General features: G+C 71.7%; 15 protein-coding genes. 8 read left to right on the forward strand and 7 right to left on the reverse strand.

Annotation, left to right across the window (positions count from 1 at the left end; all coding sequences use genetic code 11):
- Position 1: 1 nt before the first annotated feature.
- From ACFY5B_RS27485 to ACFY5B_RS27495, 3 genes are all read left to right on the forward strand, one after another.
- A complete protein-coding gene (locus tag ACFY5B_RS27485; protein WP_003993185.1) occupies positions 2-415 on the forward strand; it encodes a roadblock/LC7 domain-containing protein in 414 nt (137 codons plus the stop codon).
- Between the two features lie 94 nt (positions 416-509).
- Positions 510-1,094, forward strand: a complete 585-nt coding sequence (locus tag ACFY5B_RS27490) for a DUF742 domain-containing protein (RefSeq protein WP_351639478.1) — start codon at positions 510-512, stop codon at positions 1,092-1,094.
- A complete protein-coding gene (locus ACFY5B_RS27495; RefSeq protein ID WP_014675207.1) occupies positions 1,075-1,656 on the forward strand; it encodes an ATP/GTP-binding protein in 582 nt (193 codons plus the stop codon). Before ACFY5B_RS27490 ends, ACFY5B_RS27495 begins: the two co-directional genes overlap by 20 nt.
- 152 nt (positions 1,657-1,808) lie before the next feature.
- On the opposite strand, the gene ACFY5B_RS27500 is transcribed toward ACFY5B_RS27495, so the two are convergent.
- The 4 genes from ACFY5B_RS27500 to ACFY5B_RS27515 all read right to left on the reverse strand — a co-directional run bounded on the left by ACFY5B_RS27500 (position 1,809) and on the right by ACFY5B_RS27515 (position 7,270).
- Positions 1,809-2,003: an acyl-CoA carboxylase subunit epsilon gene (locus tag ACFY5B_RS27500; protein ID WP_142159151.1), complete on the reverse strand. Its 195-nt coding sequence runs from the start codon at positions 2,001-2,003 to the stop codon at positions 1,809-1,811.
- 35 nt (positions 2,004-2,038) lie between these two features.
- Positions 2,039-3,622, reverse strand: coding sequence for an acyl-CoA carboxylase subunit beta (locus tag ACFY5B_RS27505; RefSeq protein ID WP_344458987.1), 1,584 nt, complete (start codon positions 3,620-3,622; stop codon positions 2,039-2,041).
- Positions 3,623-3,776: 154 nt separating this feature from the next.
- Positions 3,777-6,149, reverse strand: a complete 2,373-nt coding sequence (locus tag ACFY5B_RS27510; RefSeq protein ID WP_389973888.1) for a polysaccharide lyase 8 family protein — start codon at positions 6,147-6,149, stop codon at positions 3,777-3,779.
- Between the two features lie 260 nt (positions 6,150-6,409).
- A complete protein-coding gene (locus ACFY5B_RS27515) occupies positions 6,410-7,270 on the reverse strand; it encodes an SDR family NAD(P)-dependent oxidoreductase (RefSeq protein ID WP_389974068.1) in 861 nt (286 codons plus the stop codon).
- Positions 7,271-7,633: 363 nt separating this feature from the next.
- On the opposite strand from ACFY5B_RS27515, the gene ACFY5B_RS27520 reads away from it, so the two are divergent.
- Both ACFY5B_RS27520 and ACFY5B_RS27525 read left to right on the forward strand, forming a co-directional pair.
- On the forward strand, positions 7,634-8,236 hold the full coding sequence (locus ACFY5B_RS27520) for a YceI family protein (protein WP_389973891.1): 603 nt from the start codon (positions 7,634-7,636) through the stop codon (positions 8,234-8,236).
- Positions 8,237-8,460: 224 nt separating this feature from the next.
- The gene (locus ACFY5B_RS27525; RefSeq protein WP_389973894.1) at positions 8,461-9,246 is read left to right on the forward strand and encodes a S1 family peptidase; all 786 of its coding nucleotides are present in this window, start codon (positions 8,461-8,463) and stop codon (positions 9,244-9,246) included.
- A gap of 67 nt (positions 9,247-9,313) precedes the next feature.
- Here the strand turns inward: ACFY5B_RS27525 and ACFY5B_RS27530 are convergent, their stop codons facing one another.
- Both ACFY5B_RS27530 and ACFY5B_RS27535 read right to left on the reverse strand, forming a co-directional pair.
- Positions 9,314-9,895 (reverse strand): YdeI family protein, encoded by a 582-nt coding sequence (locus ACFY5B_RS27530; RefSeq protein ID WP_389973897.1) that lies wholly within the window; start codon positions 9,893-9,895, stop codon positions 9,314-9,316.
- 40 nt (positions 9,896-9,935) lie between these two features.
- Positions 9,936-10,520: a TetR/AcrR family transcriptional regulator gene (locus ACFY5B_RS27535; RefSeq protein ID WP_389973900.1), complete on the reverse strand. Its 585-nt coding sequence runs from the start codon at positions 10,518-10,520 to the stop codon at positions 9,936-9,938.
- 72 nt (positions 10,521-10,592) lie between these two features.
- On the opposite strand from ACFY5B_RS27535, the gene ACFY5B_RS27540 reads away from it, so the two are divergent.
- Together ACFY5B_RS27540 and ACFY5B_RS27545 are read left to right on the forward strand one after the other, a co-directional pair.
- Complete coding sequence (locus ACFY5B_RS27540) at positions 10,593-11,531, forward strand: DMT family transporter (protein ID WP_389973904.1); 939 nt, start codon at positions 10,593-10,595, stop codon at positions 11,529-11,531.
- Between the two features lie 167 nt (positions 11,532-11,698).
- A complete protein-coding gene (locus ACFY5B_RS27545) occupies positions 11,699-12,871 on the forward strand; it encodes a Cmx/CmrA family chloramphenicol efflux MFS transporter (RefSeq protein ID WP_389973907.1) in 1,173 nt (390 codons plus the stop codon).
- A 92-nt stretch (positions 12,872-12,963) separates the two neighbouring features.
- Here the strand turns inward: ACFY5B_RS27545 and ACFY5B_RS27550 are convergent, their stop codons facing one another.
- Positions 12,964-14,322 (reverse strand): hypothetical protein, encoded by a 1,359-nt coding sequence (locus ACFY5B_RS27550; protein WP_389973910.1) that lies wholly within the window; start codon positions 14,320-14,322, stop codon positions 12,964-12,966.
- Positions 14,323-14,434: 112 nt separating this feature from the next.
- Between ACFY5B_RS27550 and ACFY5B_RS27555 the strand changes: the two genes are divergently transcribed.
- Positions 14,435-15,121, forward strand: a complete 687-nt coding sequence (locus ACFY5B_RS27555; RefSeq protein WP_389973913.1) for an SLATT domain-containing protein — start codon at positions 14,435-14,437, stop codon at positions 15,119-15,121.
- The last annotated feature ends 15 nt before the right edge of the window (positions 15,122-15,136 follow it).

Below are 15,136 nucleotides of genomic sequence, written 5' to 3' on the forward strand. Positions count from 1 at the left end.
GATGAGCCAGGCGGCACAGAACCTGAACTGGTTGATCACCAACTTCGTGGACAACACCCCGGGGGTGTCCCACACGGTGGTGGTCTCCGCCGACGGACTCCTTCTGGCGATGTCCGAAGGCTTCCCCCGCGACCGCGCCGACCAGCTCGCGGCCGTCGCCTCCGGTCTGACGTCTCTGACGGCAGGCGCCTCCCGGATCTTCGAGGGAGGCGCGGTGAACCAGACGGTTGTGGAGATGGAGCGGGGATTCCTCTTCATCATGTCCGTATCCGACGGCTCGTCGCTCGCCGTCCTCGCGCACCCGGAGGCGGACATCGGCCTCATCGGGTACGAGATGGCGCTGCTGGTTGACCGAGCCGGTACGGTCCTGACACCGGACCTTCGTGCAGAGCTCCAGGGGAGCCTGCTCAACTAGTAGACGGACGGTGCGTTTTGGCGTCCCGGGGCCTTAAGGTTTCGGGACGCGGCTCCACAGCGATGGGTGCCAGGCACAGTCGGAGGAGGAGAAAGTGGCAACACCCCCAGGCGGTTCGTCTTCGGGCAACTGGTCGTACGGCCCTGCCCAGGGCCAGGGCGACGGTGGTCAGAACCCGAACCGTTACAACTTCCCCTCCGCACCGAGCCACCGGCAGCCGTACGCGCCGCAGGGCCCCGGCCCTTCGCCGTACGACCAGCCGCCGGCCCCGCGTATCCAGCCTGTGCAGCCGCAGCGACGCTCCCCCGAGCCGACGCCCGGCGGAGCGTCGAACAATCACAATCCGCTGGTGCGTCCGTACGCCATGACCGGCGGACGGACCCGCCCGCGCTACCAGCTCGCCATCGAGGCGCTGGTGCACACCACTGCGCAGCCGCACCAGATGCAGGGCCAGTTGCCCGAGCATCAGCGGATCTGCAACCTCTGCCGGGAAATCAAGTCGGTCGCCGAGATCTCGGCGCTCCTCACGATCCCTCTCGGCGTGGCCAGGATCCTCGTCGCCGACTTGGCGGAGGCGGGACTGGTCGCCATCCATCAGCCCGGCGGCGACGAGAACGCCGGCGGCCAGCCAGACGTGACACTGCTCGAAAGGGTGCTCAGTGGACTTCGCAAGCTCTAGCGGAGGGCCTTCCCGCTCCACCACGTCCGCGAAGATCGTGGTGGCTGGCGGCTTCGGCGTGGGCAAGACCACGTTCGTGGGTGCCGTCTCGGAGATCAACCCGCTGCGCACCGAGGCCGTCATGACGTCCGCTTCGGCGGGCATCGACGACCTCACCCACACCGGGGACAAGACCACCACCACGGTGGCCATGGACTTCGGCCGTATCACCCTGGACCAGGACCTGATCCTGTACCTGTTCGGTACGCCGGGCCAGGACCGCTTCTGGTTCATGTGGGACGACCTGGTGCGCGGCGCCATCGGCGCGATCGTGCTGGTCGACACGAGGAGGCTCGCCGACTGCTTCCCCGCCGTCGACTACTTCGAGAACTCGGGCCTGCCGTTCGTCATCGCCCTGAACGGTTTCGACGGCCAGCAGCCGTACACGCCGGACGAGGTCCGCGAGGCGCTCCAGATCGGTCCGGACACCCCGATCATCACGACCGACGCCCGCCACCGCGCGGACGCGAAGTCGGCGCTGATCACGCTGGTCGAGCACGCGCTGATGGCGCGGCTTCGGTAGTTCTCCCGCTGTGGGACAGCCCCTGGCGGCCTTCGGGCTGCCGGGGGCTGTCGCGTTGCCGGGTGCGGGTGGTGTGTGGCTTGTCGCGCAGTTCCCCGCGCCCCCAAACAAAGAAGGCCCCTCCATGAGGGGCCTTCTGTCAGGTTCTGTTGTCAGCGCCAGCTGTGCGGGGCCCTGAAGCCCGGCTCGCGTTCCAGGCGGCGCCAGCCTGCCTTGATGCGGCCGCGGTGGGCCGGGGTCGGGTCCGTGGGGCGGGCGGCGGCGCGGGCCAGGAGGATGGCCGTGATGGCGGCGACTTCCTCGGGCTCGGCGTGGCCCTTCTCGACGCGGATATCAGCAGATTCCATGGGTGTCAGTCTCCGTGAGGAAGATGTCCGCCGGGTTACTGCGGCGGGTTGCCGTGCTTGCGGGACGGCAGGTCCGCGTGCTTGGTCTGGAGCATGGCGAGGGACTTGATCAGCACCTCGCGGGTCTCGGCGGGGTCGATGACGTCGTCGACCAGGCCGCGTTCGGCCGCGTAGTAGGGGTGCATCAGCTCGGACTTGTACTCCTTGACCATGCGGGCCCGCATGGCCTCGGGGTCTTCGGCCTCGGCGATCTGGCGGCGGAAGATGACGTTGGCAGCGCCCTCGGCGCCCATGACGGCGATCTCGTTCGTCGGCCAGGCGTAGGTGAGGTCGGCACCGATGGACTGGCTGTCCATGACGATGTACGCACCTCCGTAGGCCTTGCGCAGGATCAGCGAGATCCTCGGCACGGTCGCGTTGCAGTAGGCGTAGAGGAGCTTCGCGCCGTGGCGGATGATGCCACCGTGCTCCTGGTCGACGCCCGGGAGGAAGCCGGGGACGTCCAGAAGAGTGATGATCGGGATGTTGAACGCGTCGCACATCTGAACGAAGCGGGCCGCCTTCTCGGAGGCCTCGATGTCCAGCACACCCGCCAGGGCCTGGGGCTGGTTCGCCACGATGCCGACGACCTGGCCGTCCATCCGGCCCAGCGCGCAGATGATGTTGCGGGCCCAGCGCTCGTGGACCTCCAGGTACTCGCCGTCGTCGACGATCTCCTCGATGACCTTGGCCATGTCGTACGGCCGGTTGCCGTCCGCCGGGACCAGGTCCAGGAGGACGTCCGAGCGGCGGTCGGCCGCGTCCGAGGACTCCGAGCGGGGCGGGTTCTCGCGGTTGTTCTGCGGGAGCAGCGAGAGGAGGTAACGGACCTCGGCGATGCAGGTCTCTTCGTCGTCGTAGGCGAAGTGGCAGACACCGGAGGTCTCGGCGTGGACGTCGGCGCCGCCCAGGCCGTTCTGCGTGATCTCCTCGCCGGTGACCGCCTTGACGACGTCGGGGCCGGTGATGAACATCTGCGAGGTCTCGCGGACCATGAAGACGAAGTCGGTGAGGGCGGGGCTGTAGGCCGCGCCGCCGGCGCACGGGCCGAGCATCACCGAGATCTGCGGGATCACGCCCGAGGCCTTGGTGTTGCGCTGGAAGATGCCGCCGTAGCCGGCGAGGGCGCTCACGCCCTCCTGGATACGGGCGCCGGCGCCGTCGTTCAGCGAGACCAGCGGGGCACCGGCCGCGATGGCCATGTCCATGATCTTGTGGATCTTCGTGGCGTGGGCCTCGCCCAGGGCGCCGCCGAAGATGCGGAAGTCGTGCGCGTAGACGAAGACCGTGCGGCCCTCCACCGTGCCCCAGCCGGTGATCACACCGTCGCTGTACGGCTTCTTGGCCTCCAGGCCGAAGCCCGTGGCCCGGTGCCGGCGCAGCTGCTCGACCTCCCGGAAGGACTCCGGGTCCAGGAGGAGTTCGATCCGCTCCCGCGCGGTCAGCTTGCCCTTGGCGTGCTGCGCCGCGGTCGCCTTCTCACTGGGTCCGGCCACCGCCTGCGCACGGATCTCGTGCAGTTCCGCCACGCGTCCGCGCGCGTCGGTCGGCTCACCCGGCGCCTCATCCAAAACGGTCATGTAGTGACCTTACGAAGTCAACCGAGGAATCCGGGCCGTCGACTCCTCACAGTCTCCGGCGTGTTTTCCTGGTACCCCTGAACAGAACTCTGACGAGGTTGACCCTTTCTGACTGCTCAGGGGGCGTGTCGTTTGTAGGGGTCACACAAAGCGGTCAGGCGAGAGTCACCTCGCAGACATGTGTGGCGCATGCCGCCCCGGGAGTGACGCGCAGGCGCAGCCCGCGGCCGGTGGACAGCACCTCGATCGTCTCGTCCACGCGGCCGGCCCGCCGGACCGGGCGGTCCCAGGTGATCTCCAGGGGCTCACCGGTGCGGGGCGGTTCGCTCACGCAGAGGGTAGCGGTGCGGCCCCGGACGACGGTCAGCACGCTCGCGGCGGAGGAGGCGGTGAGGGGGCCCGCGGTGCCGGCCCTCCAGAAGTTCGCGGCCGTGCAGCCGAGGGAAGGCACGGTGACGGCCTGGCGGCCGGGGTCGTTGGCGAGCACCGACATCCAGTGGCGGTCGGTGGCCCGGCGCGCGACCGCCCGGCGGGACGCACCGGGCATCAGGACGTAGGCGTACGTGGCGTCCACGGGGTCGGTGCCGTGGTCGAACCAGAGGGTCTGCCAGCGGCGGGTGCGCCGCTCCCGCGTGCCGCCGAGGTTGATGTCGGACCAGGCGCCGGTGCGGTCCTCGCGCAGCGCCTTCGGCTCGCGGCCGAGGAGGATCCAGCCGCCGTGGTCCTCCAGATGGGCCCAGTTCGGGCCCTTGACGAAGCGCTGGGTGCCAGATGCCCCGAGGTTGCGGTTGTCGACGACCGTCTCGACCGGGACGCCGTCGGAGCAGGTGATCCCGGCGCCCAGGCAGATCACCGCGTCCGCCACGCAGAACCAGGACTTGCGGGCCTCAAGGGTGGAGCCAAGGCCCTTGAGGTGCTGGCCGAGGGCCGCGTACCTGCCGTCGGTGGTGCCGCCGACCCAGCGCGCGTCCGGGCGGGCCGTGCCCCATTCGCCGCCTTCGCGGTCGGCGAGCCGTTTGGTCGAGACGGTGGTGCCGGGCAGGCGGTACCAGTCGACGGCCGGCCAGAACCAGTCCGTGTACTGGTCGCCGGTGCCCTCGGCCCACCAGCTGACCATGCCCGCGCCGGTGTGCCAGCCGCGGGGGTTCTCGCCGTTGCCGCACTCGTAGTGGGCGATGCGGTCGCTGGCCATGGCGATGTTCACGGTGAAGCCGGGGCCGCGGTGGACGGCACGGTCCATGGCGGCGAAGAGGTGGTGCCCGGGAGGTTCGGGCGCGGCCGGGACGGGTGAGGCGGCGATGGCGTGCAGCCGGGCCAGGTCGGCGACGCCGAACTGGGGTGCCGTCAGGACCGGGCTCACGGTGTCGCGTTCGATCCAGCCCTTGACGCGGGCGTGCCAGCGCTCGCGTTCCGCGGGGCTCGCACCGGCCGCGAGCAGGGCGATCGCGGCGATGAGCTGGTGGCCGTGGAAGTGGTCGCTCCGAAGGATCTTGCGGTCGTCGGCGGTGAGGTGACCGCGGCTGATGGCCCGGCCGTTGACGCTGTCCATGACGAGCCCGTCGTGGACGAGCGGGGCGTAGGCGCGCTCCACGCTGTCGAGGACGATCTGCCGGTCGGGGTCGGTGACCTCCCAGTCGGATCCGGCGAGCAGGGCGAAGAGCCGGCCGAGGCCGTCGAGCACGACCTGGCCGTAGGTGCCCGAGTAGGCGACCCAGGTGTGCTGGACGAACGATCCGTCCGCGTAGAGGCCGTCGCCCCGGGTGACGTACGGGAAGACGGGGGAGAGCGCGTCCCGGGCGAGGGCGATCTTGGCGGGGTCGCGGCCGAGGACGCCGCGCAGGGCTACGGAGCGGCACAGGTCGACGCGGTTGGCGCCGGTGGAGGTGCCGGTGTAGTCGCCGAGGGCCGAGTCGGGGACGAAGTGGTCGACGGCGGCGCAGGACGCGCGGACGCGGGCCTCCCCCAACTCCTCGTACAGGGCGGCCGTGATGTCCATCAGCAGGCGGGGGCTGCCGATCTGCCACTCCCACCAGTTGCCGTAGCGGGTGGTGGCGGGGTTGTAGACGGTGGTGGAGAGGTGGTCGAGGCCGCGCAGGATGCCGGTCAGGAGGGCGGGGTCGGCGGTGGAGCCGGTGCCCTGCTGGACGTAGGCCTGGGTCATGGTCCACAAACGGGCGTAGCCGAGGGTGATGCCGGCCGGCGGGTCGAAGGGGTGGCCGGGCCATAGGGAGTTCGCCGCCGGGGCCATGCTCGCGTGCAGGTCGCGGGCGAGTGCTCCGGTCTCGGCGAGCCGGATGGCGTAGGGCTCGGCGGCCGGGTCGTAGCCGGTGCCGAGGGAGATGCCGAGCCAGCGTCGGCGGAGAGTGTCGTACGGGTCACCGGGCACGTCGACGGACCGGGGCACGGGCGCCGCGCCGCCGGTCGCCGCTAGGGCAGCGGCCGCGAGCAGCAGGGCGCGGCGCCCGGGCCGGAGCAGGGCGGCGGCCCCGGCGGTGCGGCCGGTGAAGACGCGGCGCTGGGGAATCATGCCCATGCCCTACCACGGGGAGGCGGTCACCTGAACGGTGGATCAGGCCGGAGTGACCGGAACGGGGGAACGGCCGGCGGGCCTGTTCCGGGCGACAGGCTTGTTCCGTGCGACGAGCTTGTTCCGGGCGACGGCTCGTTCCGTGCGACAGGCTTGTTCCGGGCGACGGCTCGTTCCGTGCGACAGGCTTGTTCCGGGCGACGGCTCGTTCCGTGCGACAGGCTCGTTCCGTGCGACAGGCTCGTCCTGAGCGACAGGCCCTAACCGAAGCGGTTCAGCAGGCGGCGGTACAGGCCCGGTGCGAGGCCTCGGACCCGGCCGGGGACGGTCAGCCAGGTGGGGACGTAGGCCTCGTCGCGGTTCTGCCGGACGGCCTCCCAGATCGTGCCGGCCACGCAGCCCGGTGAGAGCAGACCGGTGCGGGTGCCGTCGTAGGGCCTGCCGCGTCGGGTGTGGAAGGGCGTGTCGACGGCTCCGGGCACTACGAGAGTGACGCCCACGCCCGTGCCGCGCAGTTCCTGGCGCAGCGCCTCGGCGAAGGCGGCGAGGCCTGCCTTGGCGGCGGAGTACACCGCCTCCTCCCGCAGCCCCACGCAGCCCGCGACCGAGCCGAGCAGCACCACGCGGCCCCGCCCGGCGGCGATCATGGAGGGCAGCACCTCGCGCACGAGGTGCAGCGTGGCGTTGAGGTCGAGAGTCAGCACCCGGTCGATGTCGGTGTGCGGCATGGCGGTGAAGGGGCCCGCCCAGCCCATGCCCGCCCCGGCGACCAGGACGTCGACGCGGCCGGTGGTGTGCAGCGCGGACTGGGCCAGCAGGCGCGGGCCGTCCGGGGCGGCGAGGTCGGCGGGCAGCACGACGGCCGAGGTTCCGGACGCCGTCTGCTCCAGGCGGCGCCGGTCGCGTCCGCTGAGGAGCAGCTGCCAGCCGTCCATCGCGAAACGCCGTGCCGTGGCCGCTCCGATGCCGGAGGACGCGCCGGTGACCAGGGCCACGCGCCGGTCGAGACGTCGCGGTGGCCCGTACTGGTGCACGCGGGCGGGGACGGGGGCCGCCGTGGAGCGGCGCGGGGCGGGATCCGCCGGTGGGTCGTAGGCCGAGCCGGAGCCGGTGAGTGTCACGAGTCGCTCTCCCCTGCGCTGGGCGTCCGCCGTGGTCTCGTCTGTCTCCATGCGCTCCCTTGACACGGAACCCCGTCTCGCCGGACGCCGCCACCGCAACCGGGTACCGGCCGGGGTCGGGCGCTCCGGCCGCGGTGGGCCCGCGGCCCCTGGGCCGACCGGCACGGGGCCGCCGTGCACCGTGCCCGGCGGGTCCACCCCGGCGGGCCGTGGGATTGCGCCAACCGGCGGAACGAGAAGGGTGCGGCAGACGCGAGACGGAGACACCTTTCCCGAAGATGTTGAACATTGAACGGAATAGGTCTACGGTGGGTCGCGTTGAAGTAGTTAAACATTCAACATCACACACAGGAGGCCTGCACCATGAGCATCTTCAGCCGCACCGACACCCGCACCGCCACCGCGGACACCGCCGTGAACCCCGAGCTGGCCGCCCTGACCGGCGACTACACGATCGACCCCGCGCACTCGACGATCGGCTTCACCGCCCGGCACGCCATGGTCACGAACGTCAAGGGCGGCTTCCAGGACTTCACCGGCACGCTCCACCTCGACGGCACCGATCCGTCACGCTCCACGGCCTCCCTCGACGTCGTGATGGACAGCATCGACACCGGCAACGCCGACCGTGACGGCCACCTCAAGAGCGCGGACTTCTTCAAGACGGACGAGTTCCCGGCCATGACCTTCCGCTCCACCGGCGTGGAGGCCCTGGGCGGTGACGACTACCGGATCACCGGCGACCTGACGATCCTCGGCACCACCCGTCCGCTCGCCATCGACCTCGAGTTCAACGGCGCCGCGAAGGACCCGTTCGGCAACGAGCGCGTCGGCTTCGAGGGCAAGGCGGAGATCCTGCGCTCGGAGTGGGGCCTGACCTGGAACGCCGCGCTGGAGACCGGCGGCGTCCTGGTCTCCGACAAGATCAAGCTGAACTTCGACATCTCGGCCATCAGGAACGCGTGAGCCCCGCAGACCCGGCCCGGTGAAGCGCCGCCGGGCCGGTCTGGCCGGTTCCCGCCCCTTGTGCGAAGACTCTCGGCGTTCTCATAATCCAGCAGCAGTATTTTGACCAGTCCATGCCAGCACATGGACGTTCTTTTTCTTTTTGCCCTTGTTGCTGTCATGCACTCGTCAATCTGATGCTTCGGTTGCACCTCCCCAGTCAACCCCCCACGGAAGGCATCACGTTGAAGAGACTTCTCACGGCCCTCAAGAGATGCGCGGTCCTCGGCGCCGCCGCGCTCGCGATCGCCAGTCTCCAGCCCGTCTCCGCCGCCCAGGCCGCCCCGTCGCCCGTCGTCGGCGGAACCCGCGCCGCGCAGGGCGAGTTCCCGTTCATGGTCCGGCTCTCCATGGGCTGCGGCGGCGCGCTCTACACCCAGCAGATCGTGCTCACGGCCGCTCACTGTGTGGGCAGTTCCGGCAACAACACCGGCATCACCGCCACCGCGGGGGTCGTCGACCTGCAGTCCACCAGTGGCCGGGTCCAGGTCCGCTCCACGAAGGTGCTGCGCGCCCCCGGTTACAACGGCACCGGCAAGGACTGGGCCCTCATCAAGCTCGCCCAGCCCATCAACCTGCCGACCCTGAAGATCGCCACCACGACGCAGTACAACACCGGTGACTTCACCGTCGCCGGGTGGGGCGCGAACCGGGAAGGCGGCTCCCAGCAGCGCTACCTCCTCAAGGCGACCGTGCCGTTCGTCAGCGACGCCGCGTGCAAGGCCTACGGCGGCCTCTACAGCGGCCTCGTCGCCAACGAGGAGATCTGCGCCGGCTTCGACGCGGGCGGGGTCGACACCTGCCAGGGCGACTCCGGCGGCCCGATGTTCCGCAAGGACAACGCCGGCAACTTCATCCAGGTCGGCATCGTGAGCTGGGGCGAGGGCTGCGCCCGGCCCGAGGCTCCCGGCGTCTACACGGAGGTCTCCACGTTCGCCTCCGCCATCGCTTCGGCGGCGTCGACCCTCTGACACGACTTCAGGGCCCGGCTCCGAGAGGGCCGGGCCCGCTCCGCGTGGCGGTCCCCGCCGTACGGACTCATCCTGTCTCCGGCCCCCGCGACTCCAGCTTCGCCACCGCCGCCGCCACCTGTGCGGCCCGGCTCCGCGCGGTCCTGGCCCGTAGCACGCCGAGCATCGCCAGATACCGATCCGTCCGCCCGAGGGCCGCGAACGCCACGGCGGCCCGGGGGTTCCGCTCCAGCGCCGCCGCCAAGTCCTCGGGGACTTCGGCCTCCTTCTGCGACGCGTACGCCGCCTCCCACCGGCCGTCCGCCCGCGCCGCCGCCACTTCCGCGAGCCCGGCGGGCCGCATCCGCCCGGCCGCGGTCAGCTCCTCGACCCGCCGGACGTTGACCAGGGACCAGAGACTGCCCGGCCGCCGCGGCGTGATCCGCTGGAGGTAGTACGCCTCGTCAAGCCCCCTGCGCTGCCCCGTGATCCACCCGTGACACAGGGCCAGGTCGTTGACGTCGGCGGCACTGACGGAGGGGATGCCCGAGCCCTTCTTCGCGATCCTGACCCAGAGGCCGGAATGCGGCGCCGGGTGCGCGGTGAGCCAGGAGTCCAGGTCGGCCGTGGTCGCGAAGGCGAGCGGGCCGGTGCCGTCGGAGGTGGTCATGGCATCACCGTACGGGGGGAAGCAGGACCCGTGCTGTCCGTCAGGGGAGCAGCGCGCGGGCCTGTTCGCGGGCCTCGGCGATGGCGTCGGGGAAGACGCCCAGGCCGTGGGCGACCAGGGCGCCCTCGTGCAGGAGCATCAACGTCCGGGCCGTCGCATCCGCCGTCTCGGGGGCGATCTCGGCGGCGAGGCGCGTGAACAGTTCGAGCATCCACCGCTTCTGCCCGGTGATGATCGGGCGGGCCGGATGGGCGGGGTCACCGATCTCCGCGTGGGCATTGACCATGCTGCACCCCCTGGGACTGAACTCCCGCGCCCACGCACGCGAGGCGTCGAACACCGTCAGGACGCGCACGCGCGGGTCCGGGCCCGCCGCGTCGAGGCGCTCGGCGAGGAAGGCCCGCCAGCGCTCGTCGCGCTCCGCGAGGTACTCCACGACGATCTGCTCCTTGGAGCCGAACCGGTCGTAGAGCGTCTTCTTCGTGACCCCGGCCTCGGCGGCGATGAGGTCGACGCCGACGGCGTGGATACCGCGCTCGTAGAACAGCCGGGCGGCGGCCGTCAAAGCCCGGCGGGCGGCGGGCGTCATCGTGATCCGGCGCGGGATCGGTGCGGTGGTACCCATGACACCCGACTATACCGATCTGTATAGTGAGCGGAGAACGGGTATACCGATCTGTCTACTGGTTGTGATGTCGTGAACATCCTCCTCTCCCTCGCCTTCGTCCTGTGCTGGAGTTCCGGTTTCATCGGCGCCAAGCTCGGCGCCGGGAGCGCGTCCGCACTCACGATCCTGATGTGGCGGTTCCTGCCCCTGGCCGTCGTCCTCGTCGCCGTCGCGGTCGTGATGCGGGCGGACTGGCGGGGCCTCACCGCCCGGGACCTGGCCCGGCAGGCCGTGGTCGGCGTGCTGTCGCAGAGCGGCTATCTGCTCAGCGTCTACATCGCCATCCAGCTCGGCGTCTCCAGTGGTACGACGGCGCTGATCGACGGGGTTCAGCCCCTGGTCGCCGGGGCCCTCGCGGGGCCGCTGCTGGGGCAGTACGTCTCGGGCCGGCAGTGGATCGGTCTGGGTCTGGGGCTGGGCGGCGTCGCCGTGGTCACCATGGCCGACGCGGCCGCGGGCGGCGGCGTGGCGTGGTGGGCGTACGCGGTCCCGCTGCTCGGCATGCTGTCCCTGGTCGCGGCGACGTTCCTGGAGGGCCGGTCCCGCTCGCGGGTCGCCCCGTCGGTGTCGCTGACCGTCCACTGCGCCACCAGCGCCGTCCTCTTCTCCGTCCTGGCCCTCGGCACCGGAACCGCCGCGCCGCCCGCCCGGGGGGACTTCTGGGTGGCGGTCGCCTGGCTCGTGGGACTGTCCACGTTCGGCGGCTACGGGCTGTACTGGCTCATCCTGGAGCGTTCCGGCGTCACCAGGGTCAACACACTGATGTTCCTGATGGCCCCGGTCACCGCGGTCTGGGGCGCGCTGATGTTCGGGGAGCCGTTCGGCGTGCAGACCGCTCTCGGGCTGACCGTCTGCCTCGCCGCGGTCGTGATCGTCCACCGCGGGGGCGGCCGGAGGGACAGGACGCCGACCGCCGCCCGGGCGGAGTCAGGGGAAAACCGGTGGACCCGGTCCCCCGGGCCCGCCTAGCGTGCCGTCCATGTCCAGCCCCGAGGCGTCCAGAGTGCGGCCACCGGCTCTCCGGTGGCTGTTCGTGACGCCGATGCCGGGCCGCTGAGGCCGCCCGCTCCGCTCCGCTGCCGGTGTGCCGTCCGACCTGTCGTGTCCGACGTCGACCTCCGGTGCGGAGTTCTTTCATGCCGTTCGCTCTTCTTCTGCTGGGCCTTGCCGTGTTCGCGCAAGGCACGTCCGAGTTCATGCTGTCCGGGCTGGTGCCGGACATCGCGCGGGACCTGGGGGTGTCCGTCCCCGCGGCGGGCGCGCTGACCTCGGCTTTCGCAGTCGGGATGGTGGTGGGGGCGCCCCTTGTGGCGGGGCTCGCGCGGCGCTGGCCGCGGCGGGGCGCGCTGCTGGCGTTCCTCGTCGCCTTCCTCGTCGTCCATGTCCTCGGTGCGCTCACCGGCAGCTTCGCCGTCCTGCTCGTCACGCGCGTGGTGGGGGCGTTCGCCAATGCCGGTTTCCTCGCCGTCGCCCTGGTCGCCGCCGTGGGCATGGTTCCGTCCGATGCGAAGGGGCGGGCCACGTCCACGCTGCTGGGCGGGGTGACGCTGGCGTGTGTCGCCGGCGTCCCGGCCGGGGCCGTGCTCGGCGGACTGTGGGGTTGGCGCGCCGCGTTCTGGGCCGTGGCGCTGGTGTCGCTGCCCGCGCTGTTCGCGGTGGCGCGGTCCGTGCCGGGTGGTGCGGCCGAGAGTGCGCCGCCCGCGCTGCGAGGTGAACTGCGCTCGCTGCGCGATCCCCTGCTGCTCGTCACCCTGCTGCTGGGCGCCCTGGTGAACGGCGCGACGTTCTGCACGTTCACCTATCTCGCGCCGCTGGTCACCGAGGTGACGGGGCTGGGCAGCACCTGGGTTCCCGGCGTCCTGGCCCTGTTCGGCACCGGGGCGTTCCTCGGGGTGACCGCCGCGGGGCGTTTCGCCGACCGGCGTCCCGTGCCGGTCCTCGTCGGCGGGGGCCTGGTGCTGGGCGCGGGCTGGTGCGCCCTGGCCCTCGGCGCCTCGCACCCGGCCCCGGCACTCGCGCTCGTCTTCGCGCAGGGCGCCCTGTCTTTCGGCGTCGGCTCCACACTGATCGCCCGGTCGCTGTACGCGGCGCAGGGCGCACCGACCCTGGCCGGCGGCTTCGCGACGGCGGCGTTCAACGTGGGTGCGGCGGTTGGCCCCTGGGCCGCGGGTGCGGTGATCGGCGCCGGGTTCGGGTACCGGGCGCCGGTGTGGGTCAGCGCGGCTCTGGTGGCTCTGGCGTTCGCGGTCGCCGCGGTGGCGGTACGGCGGCGGGAGCGAGCCGTGGGGCAGGACCCGCCAGGGCACTGAAGGCGCGTGCCGTGGGACTGGGTTTCCTGGTGGGGACCCGGTCCCACGGGTGCCGCGGACGTCGAATCCGGGCCGGAGCCCGCGGCCTCCGGTCAGAATCCGCCGCCGAAGTCGCCTCCCCCGCCGAAGTCCCCTCCCCCGCCGCCGAAGTCCCCGCCGCCGAAGCCGCCTCCGAAATCGCCGGTGTCGAAGTCCGCGCCGGAGACGTCACCGCCCTCGTAGCCGCCGAAGTCGCCGTAGCCGGAGCCGTAGTCGGCGGCGTAGGCGGGGGCGGCCATCATGCTGCCGAGCATGGTGCCGACGAGGAGGCCGGGCAGGAGGCCGCCGCCGAAGTAGCCGCCGGCCCAGGGGCCGTACGCCGGTCCGGCCTCCCAGTAGGGGCGGCGGCCGTAGTCGGTGTCGACCTCGCGGATCGCCGGGTCGCGGCCCTCGGCGAGGCGCCGCTCGTCGGCCGCGCAGACCGGGACCTCACGGTCCGTGCCGCCCGGGGGCGTCCAGGTGGCATCGGCGACGGAGGGACCGTGGCGCGGGTCGAAGAAGCAGGGCGGGCGGCGCTCCGGCAGCGTGCCGCCCTCGCGGCGGGCCGCGAGCCGGGCCAGGGAGAACCGGCCGTCCTCCACGGCCTGGGTGACGGCGCGGACGTCCTCCGGTTTCGTCGCGGCCGCCATGAGGGACTTGGCCTGTTCATAGGAGTCCAGGGCACGCTCGTAGTCGGTGCGCATCGCGTCGTCGGCGCCGGGCTCCCCGGGATGGAAGTCGAGCCGGTCGAGTTCCTCGCCGAACGCGGTGATGTCCTCGTCGACGACCACCCGCAGCCTCTCCAGCGCGGCCCGCTGCTCCTCCTCGTGGCGGCGCCGGTTGCGGCGCACCACGGCGTAGGCGCCCGCGCCGCCGGCCGCCGCCAGGGCGCCGACCGCGATCAGGCCGCCGACCGGCACGTCGGTGCCCGAGCCGTCGCTCCAGCCGCTCGGCGCCGAACCGCCCACGTTGCGCAGGGCGTCGTCGACGAAGTCGTTCAGCTGAGCCTTGGTGTCGCCCGCGCCCTGCACCGCCGTGACCAGGTTGGACACCGCCTGCCTGCTCATCACGGAACTGTCGGCCCGGGCGTCGAACCGATCGCCGAGGTGGATGCCGTACAGGCCGGTGATACCGGTCTCCGTGCGGAGGTTCCGGAAGAGGTCCTGCGTGGGATAGCCGGACGGGAGGACCGCCACGAAGACGGGCTTGTCCGCGTCCTTGATCTTGTCGGCGAGCGCCTCCGCGTCCGGCGCCGCGAGCTGCCCGGAGGCGGCCGGATCGACGTAGACGGGGTTCTCGCGCAGTTCCCGGGCGACCTCGGAGAGGTCGGTGGCCGCGTGCGCGCCCGGCGCACCGGCCAGCAGCACCGCCAGTACGGCGGCGAACGGCACGATCAGCAGACGTACGACGGTACGCACCAGTGCGGCCCTCATATGTTCGAAAGTACCTGAAACGAGACAGAAAGGGTTATCCGTCGAGGCGGGGATTTGTCGGCGCGGCTGCGCCTAGGATGCCCCTGGCCATCCAGGAGGGCGGGAGCGGGACATGTTCGGACGACGCAGGGCTGCGGACATGACGGTGTCCGAACTGACCGAGCTGGACCGGTCGCGTACGCGCGCCGACCTGCTGTGGGAGCTGTTCCGGCACGCCGAGGCGGAGGTGACGTCGGCGATCGGCTGGTATCTGGCCCGCCGCCGGGGGCCGTCGCTGTGGTCGCGTTCGCTGCGGGCGCTCGCCACAGTGCTGGGCATAGTCGGCACGATCACGCCGCTGGTGCACGCGGCCTCGCCCACGACCGTGCAGCCCGAGTGGGGGTTCGTGTTCCTGGCCGGCGGGGCGGGCTGTGTGCTCTTCGACCGGATCTTCGGGTTCTCGGCGTCCTGGACCCGCTACATCCGCGCGGAGATGGCACTGCAGCAGATCCTGAAGAAGGCGCAGTCCGACTGGGCGCAGGCGTTCCTGAGGACCACCGACTCCCCCAGTGACAAGGAGCAGGCCGCCCTGCTCGGGGTGATCGAGCGGCTGCGGACCGACGCGCAGCGGATCATCGAGGACGAGGGCGCGGCGTGGGTCGGTTATCTGGCCGACGGCGTCGAGGAGCTGACCCGCTCCACCAGCACCGCAACCGGCCAGCGCTCCCACACCGCCGGCCTCTTCCGTCTCGACAGGACCCCTGGCCGCGACCGCGGTGGCGAGGTCCCGGGGCCGCGGTCCCGGGACACGGCGATGTGACACGCGCCCCGGGCA

The sequence above is a fragment of the Streptomyces sp. NPDC013187 genome, from assembly GCF_042899705.1.
GTDB lineage: Bacteria > Actinomycetota > Actinomycetes > Streptomycetales > Streptomycetaceae > Streptomyces > Streptomyces hawaiiensis_A.

Excerpts from the sequence above, each read along its gene's own strand:
- ACFY5B_RS27500 (WP_142159151.1), bottom strand. The coding sequence starts at position 2,003 with ATGGAATCTGCTGATATCCGCGTCGAGAAGGGCCACGCCGAGCCCGAG.
- ACFY5B_RS27530 (WP_389973897.1), bottom strand. The coding sequence starts at position 9,895 with ATGACCACCTCCGACGGCACCGGCCCGCTCGCCTTCGCGACCACGGCC.
- ACFY5B_RS27520 (WP_389973891.1), top strand. The coding sequence starts at position 7,634 with ATGAGCATCTTCAGCCGCACCGACACCCGCACCGCCACCGCGGACACC.
- ACFY5B_RS27485 (WP_003993185.1), top strand. The coding sequence starts at position 2 with ATGAGCCAGGCGGCACAGAACCTGAACTGGTTGATCACCAACTTCGTG.
- ACFY5B_RS27510 (WP_389973888.1), bottom strand. The coding sequence starts at position 6,149 with ATGATTCCCCAGCGCCGCGTCTTCACCGGCCGCACCGCCGGGGCCGCC.
- ACFY5B_RS27505 (WP_344458987.1), bottom strand. The coding sequence starts at position 3,622 with ATGACCGTTTTGGATGAGGCGCCGGGTGAGCCGACCGACGCGCGCGGA.
- ACFY5B_RS27550 (WP_389973910.1), bottom strand. The coding sequence starts at position 14,322 with ATGAGGGCCGCACTGGTGCGTACCGTCGTACGTCTGCTGATCGTGCCG.
- ACFY5B_RS27555 (WP_389973913.1), top strand. The coding sequence starts at position 14,435 with ATGTTCGGACGACGCAGGGCTGCGGACATGACGGTGTCCGAACTGACC.
- ACFY5B_RS27535 (WP_389973900.1), bottom strand. The coding sequence starts at position 10,520 with ATGGGTACCACCGCACCGATCCCGCGCCGGATCACGATGACGCCCGCC.
- ACFY5B_RS27545 (WP_389973907.1), top strand. The coding sequence starts at position 11,699 with ATGCCGTTCGCTCTTCTTCTGCTGGGCCTTGCCGTGTTCGCGCAAGGC.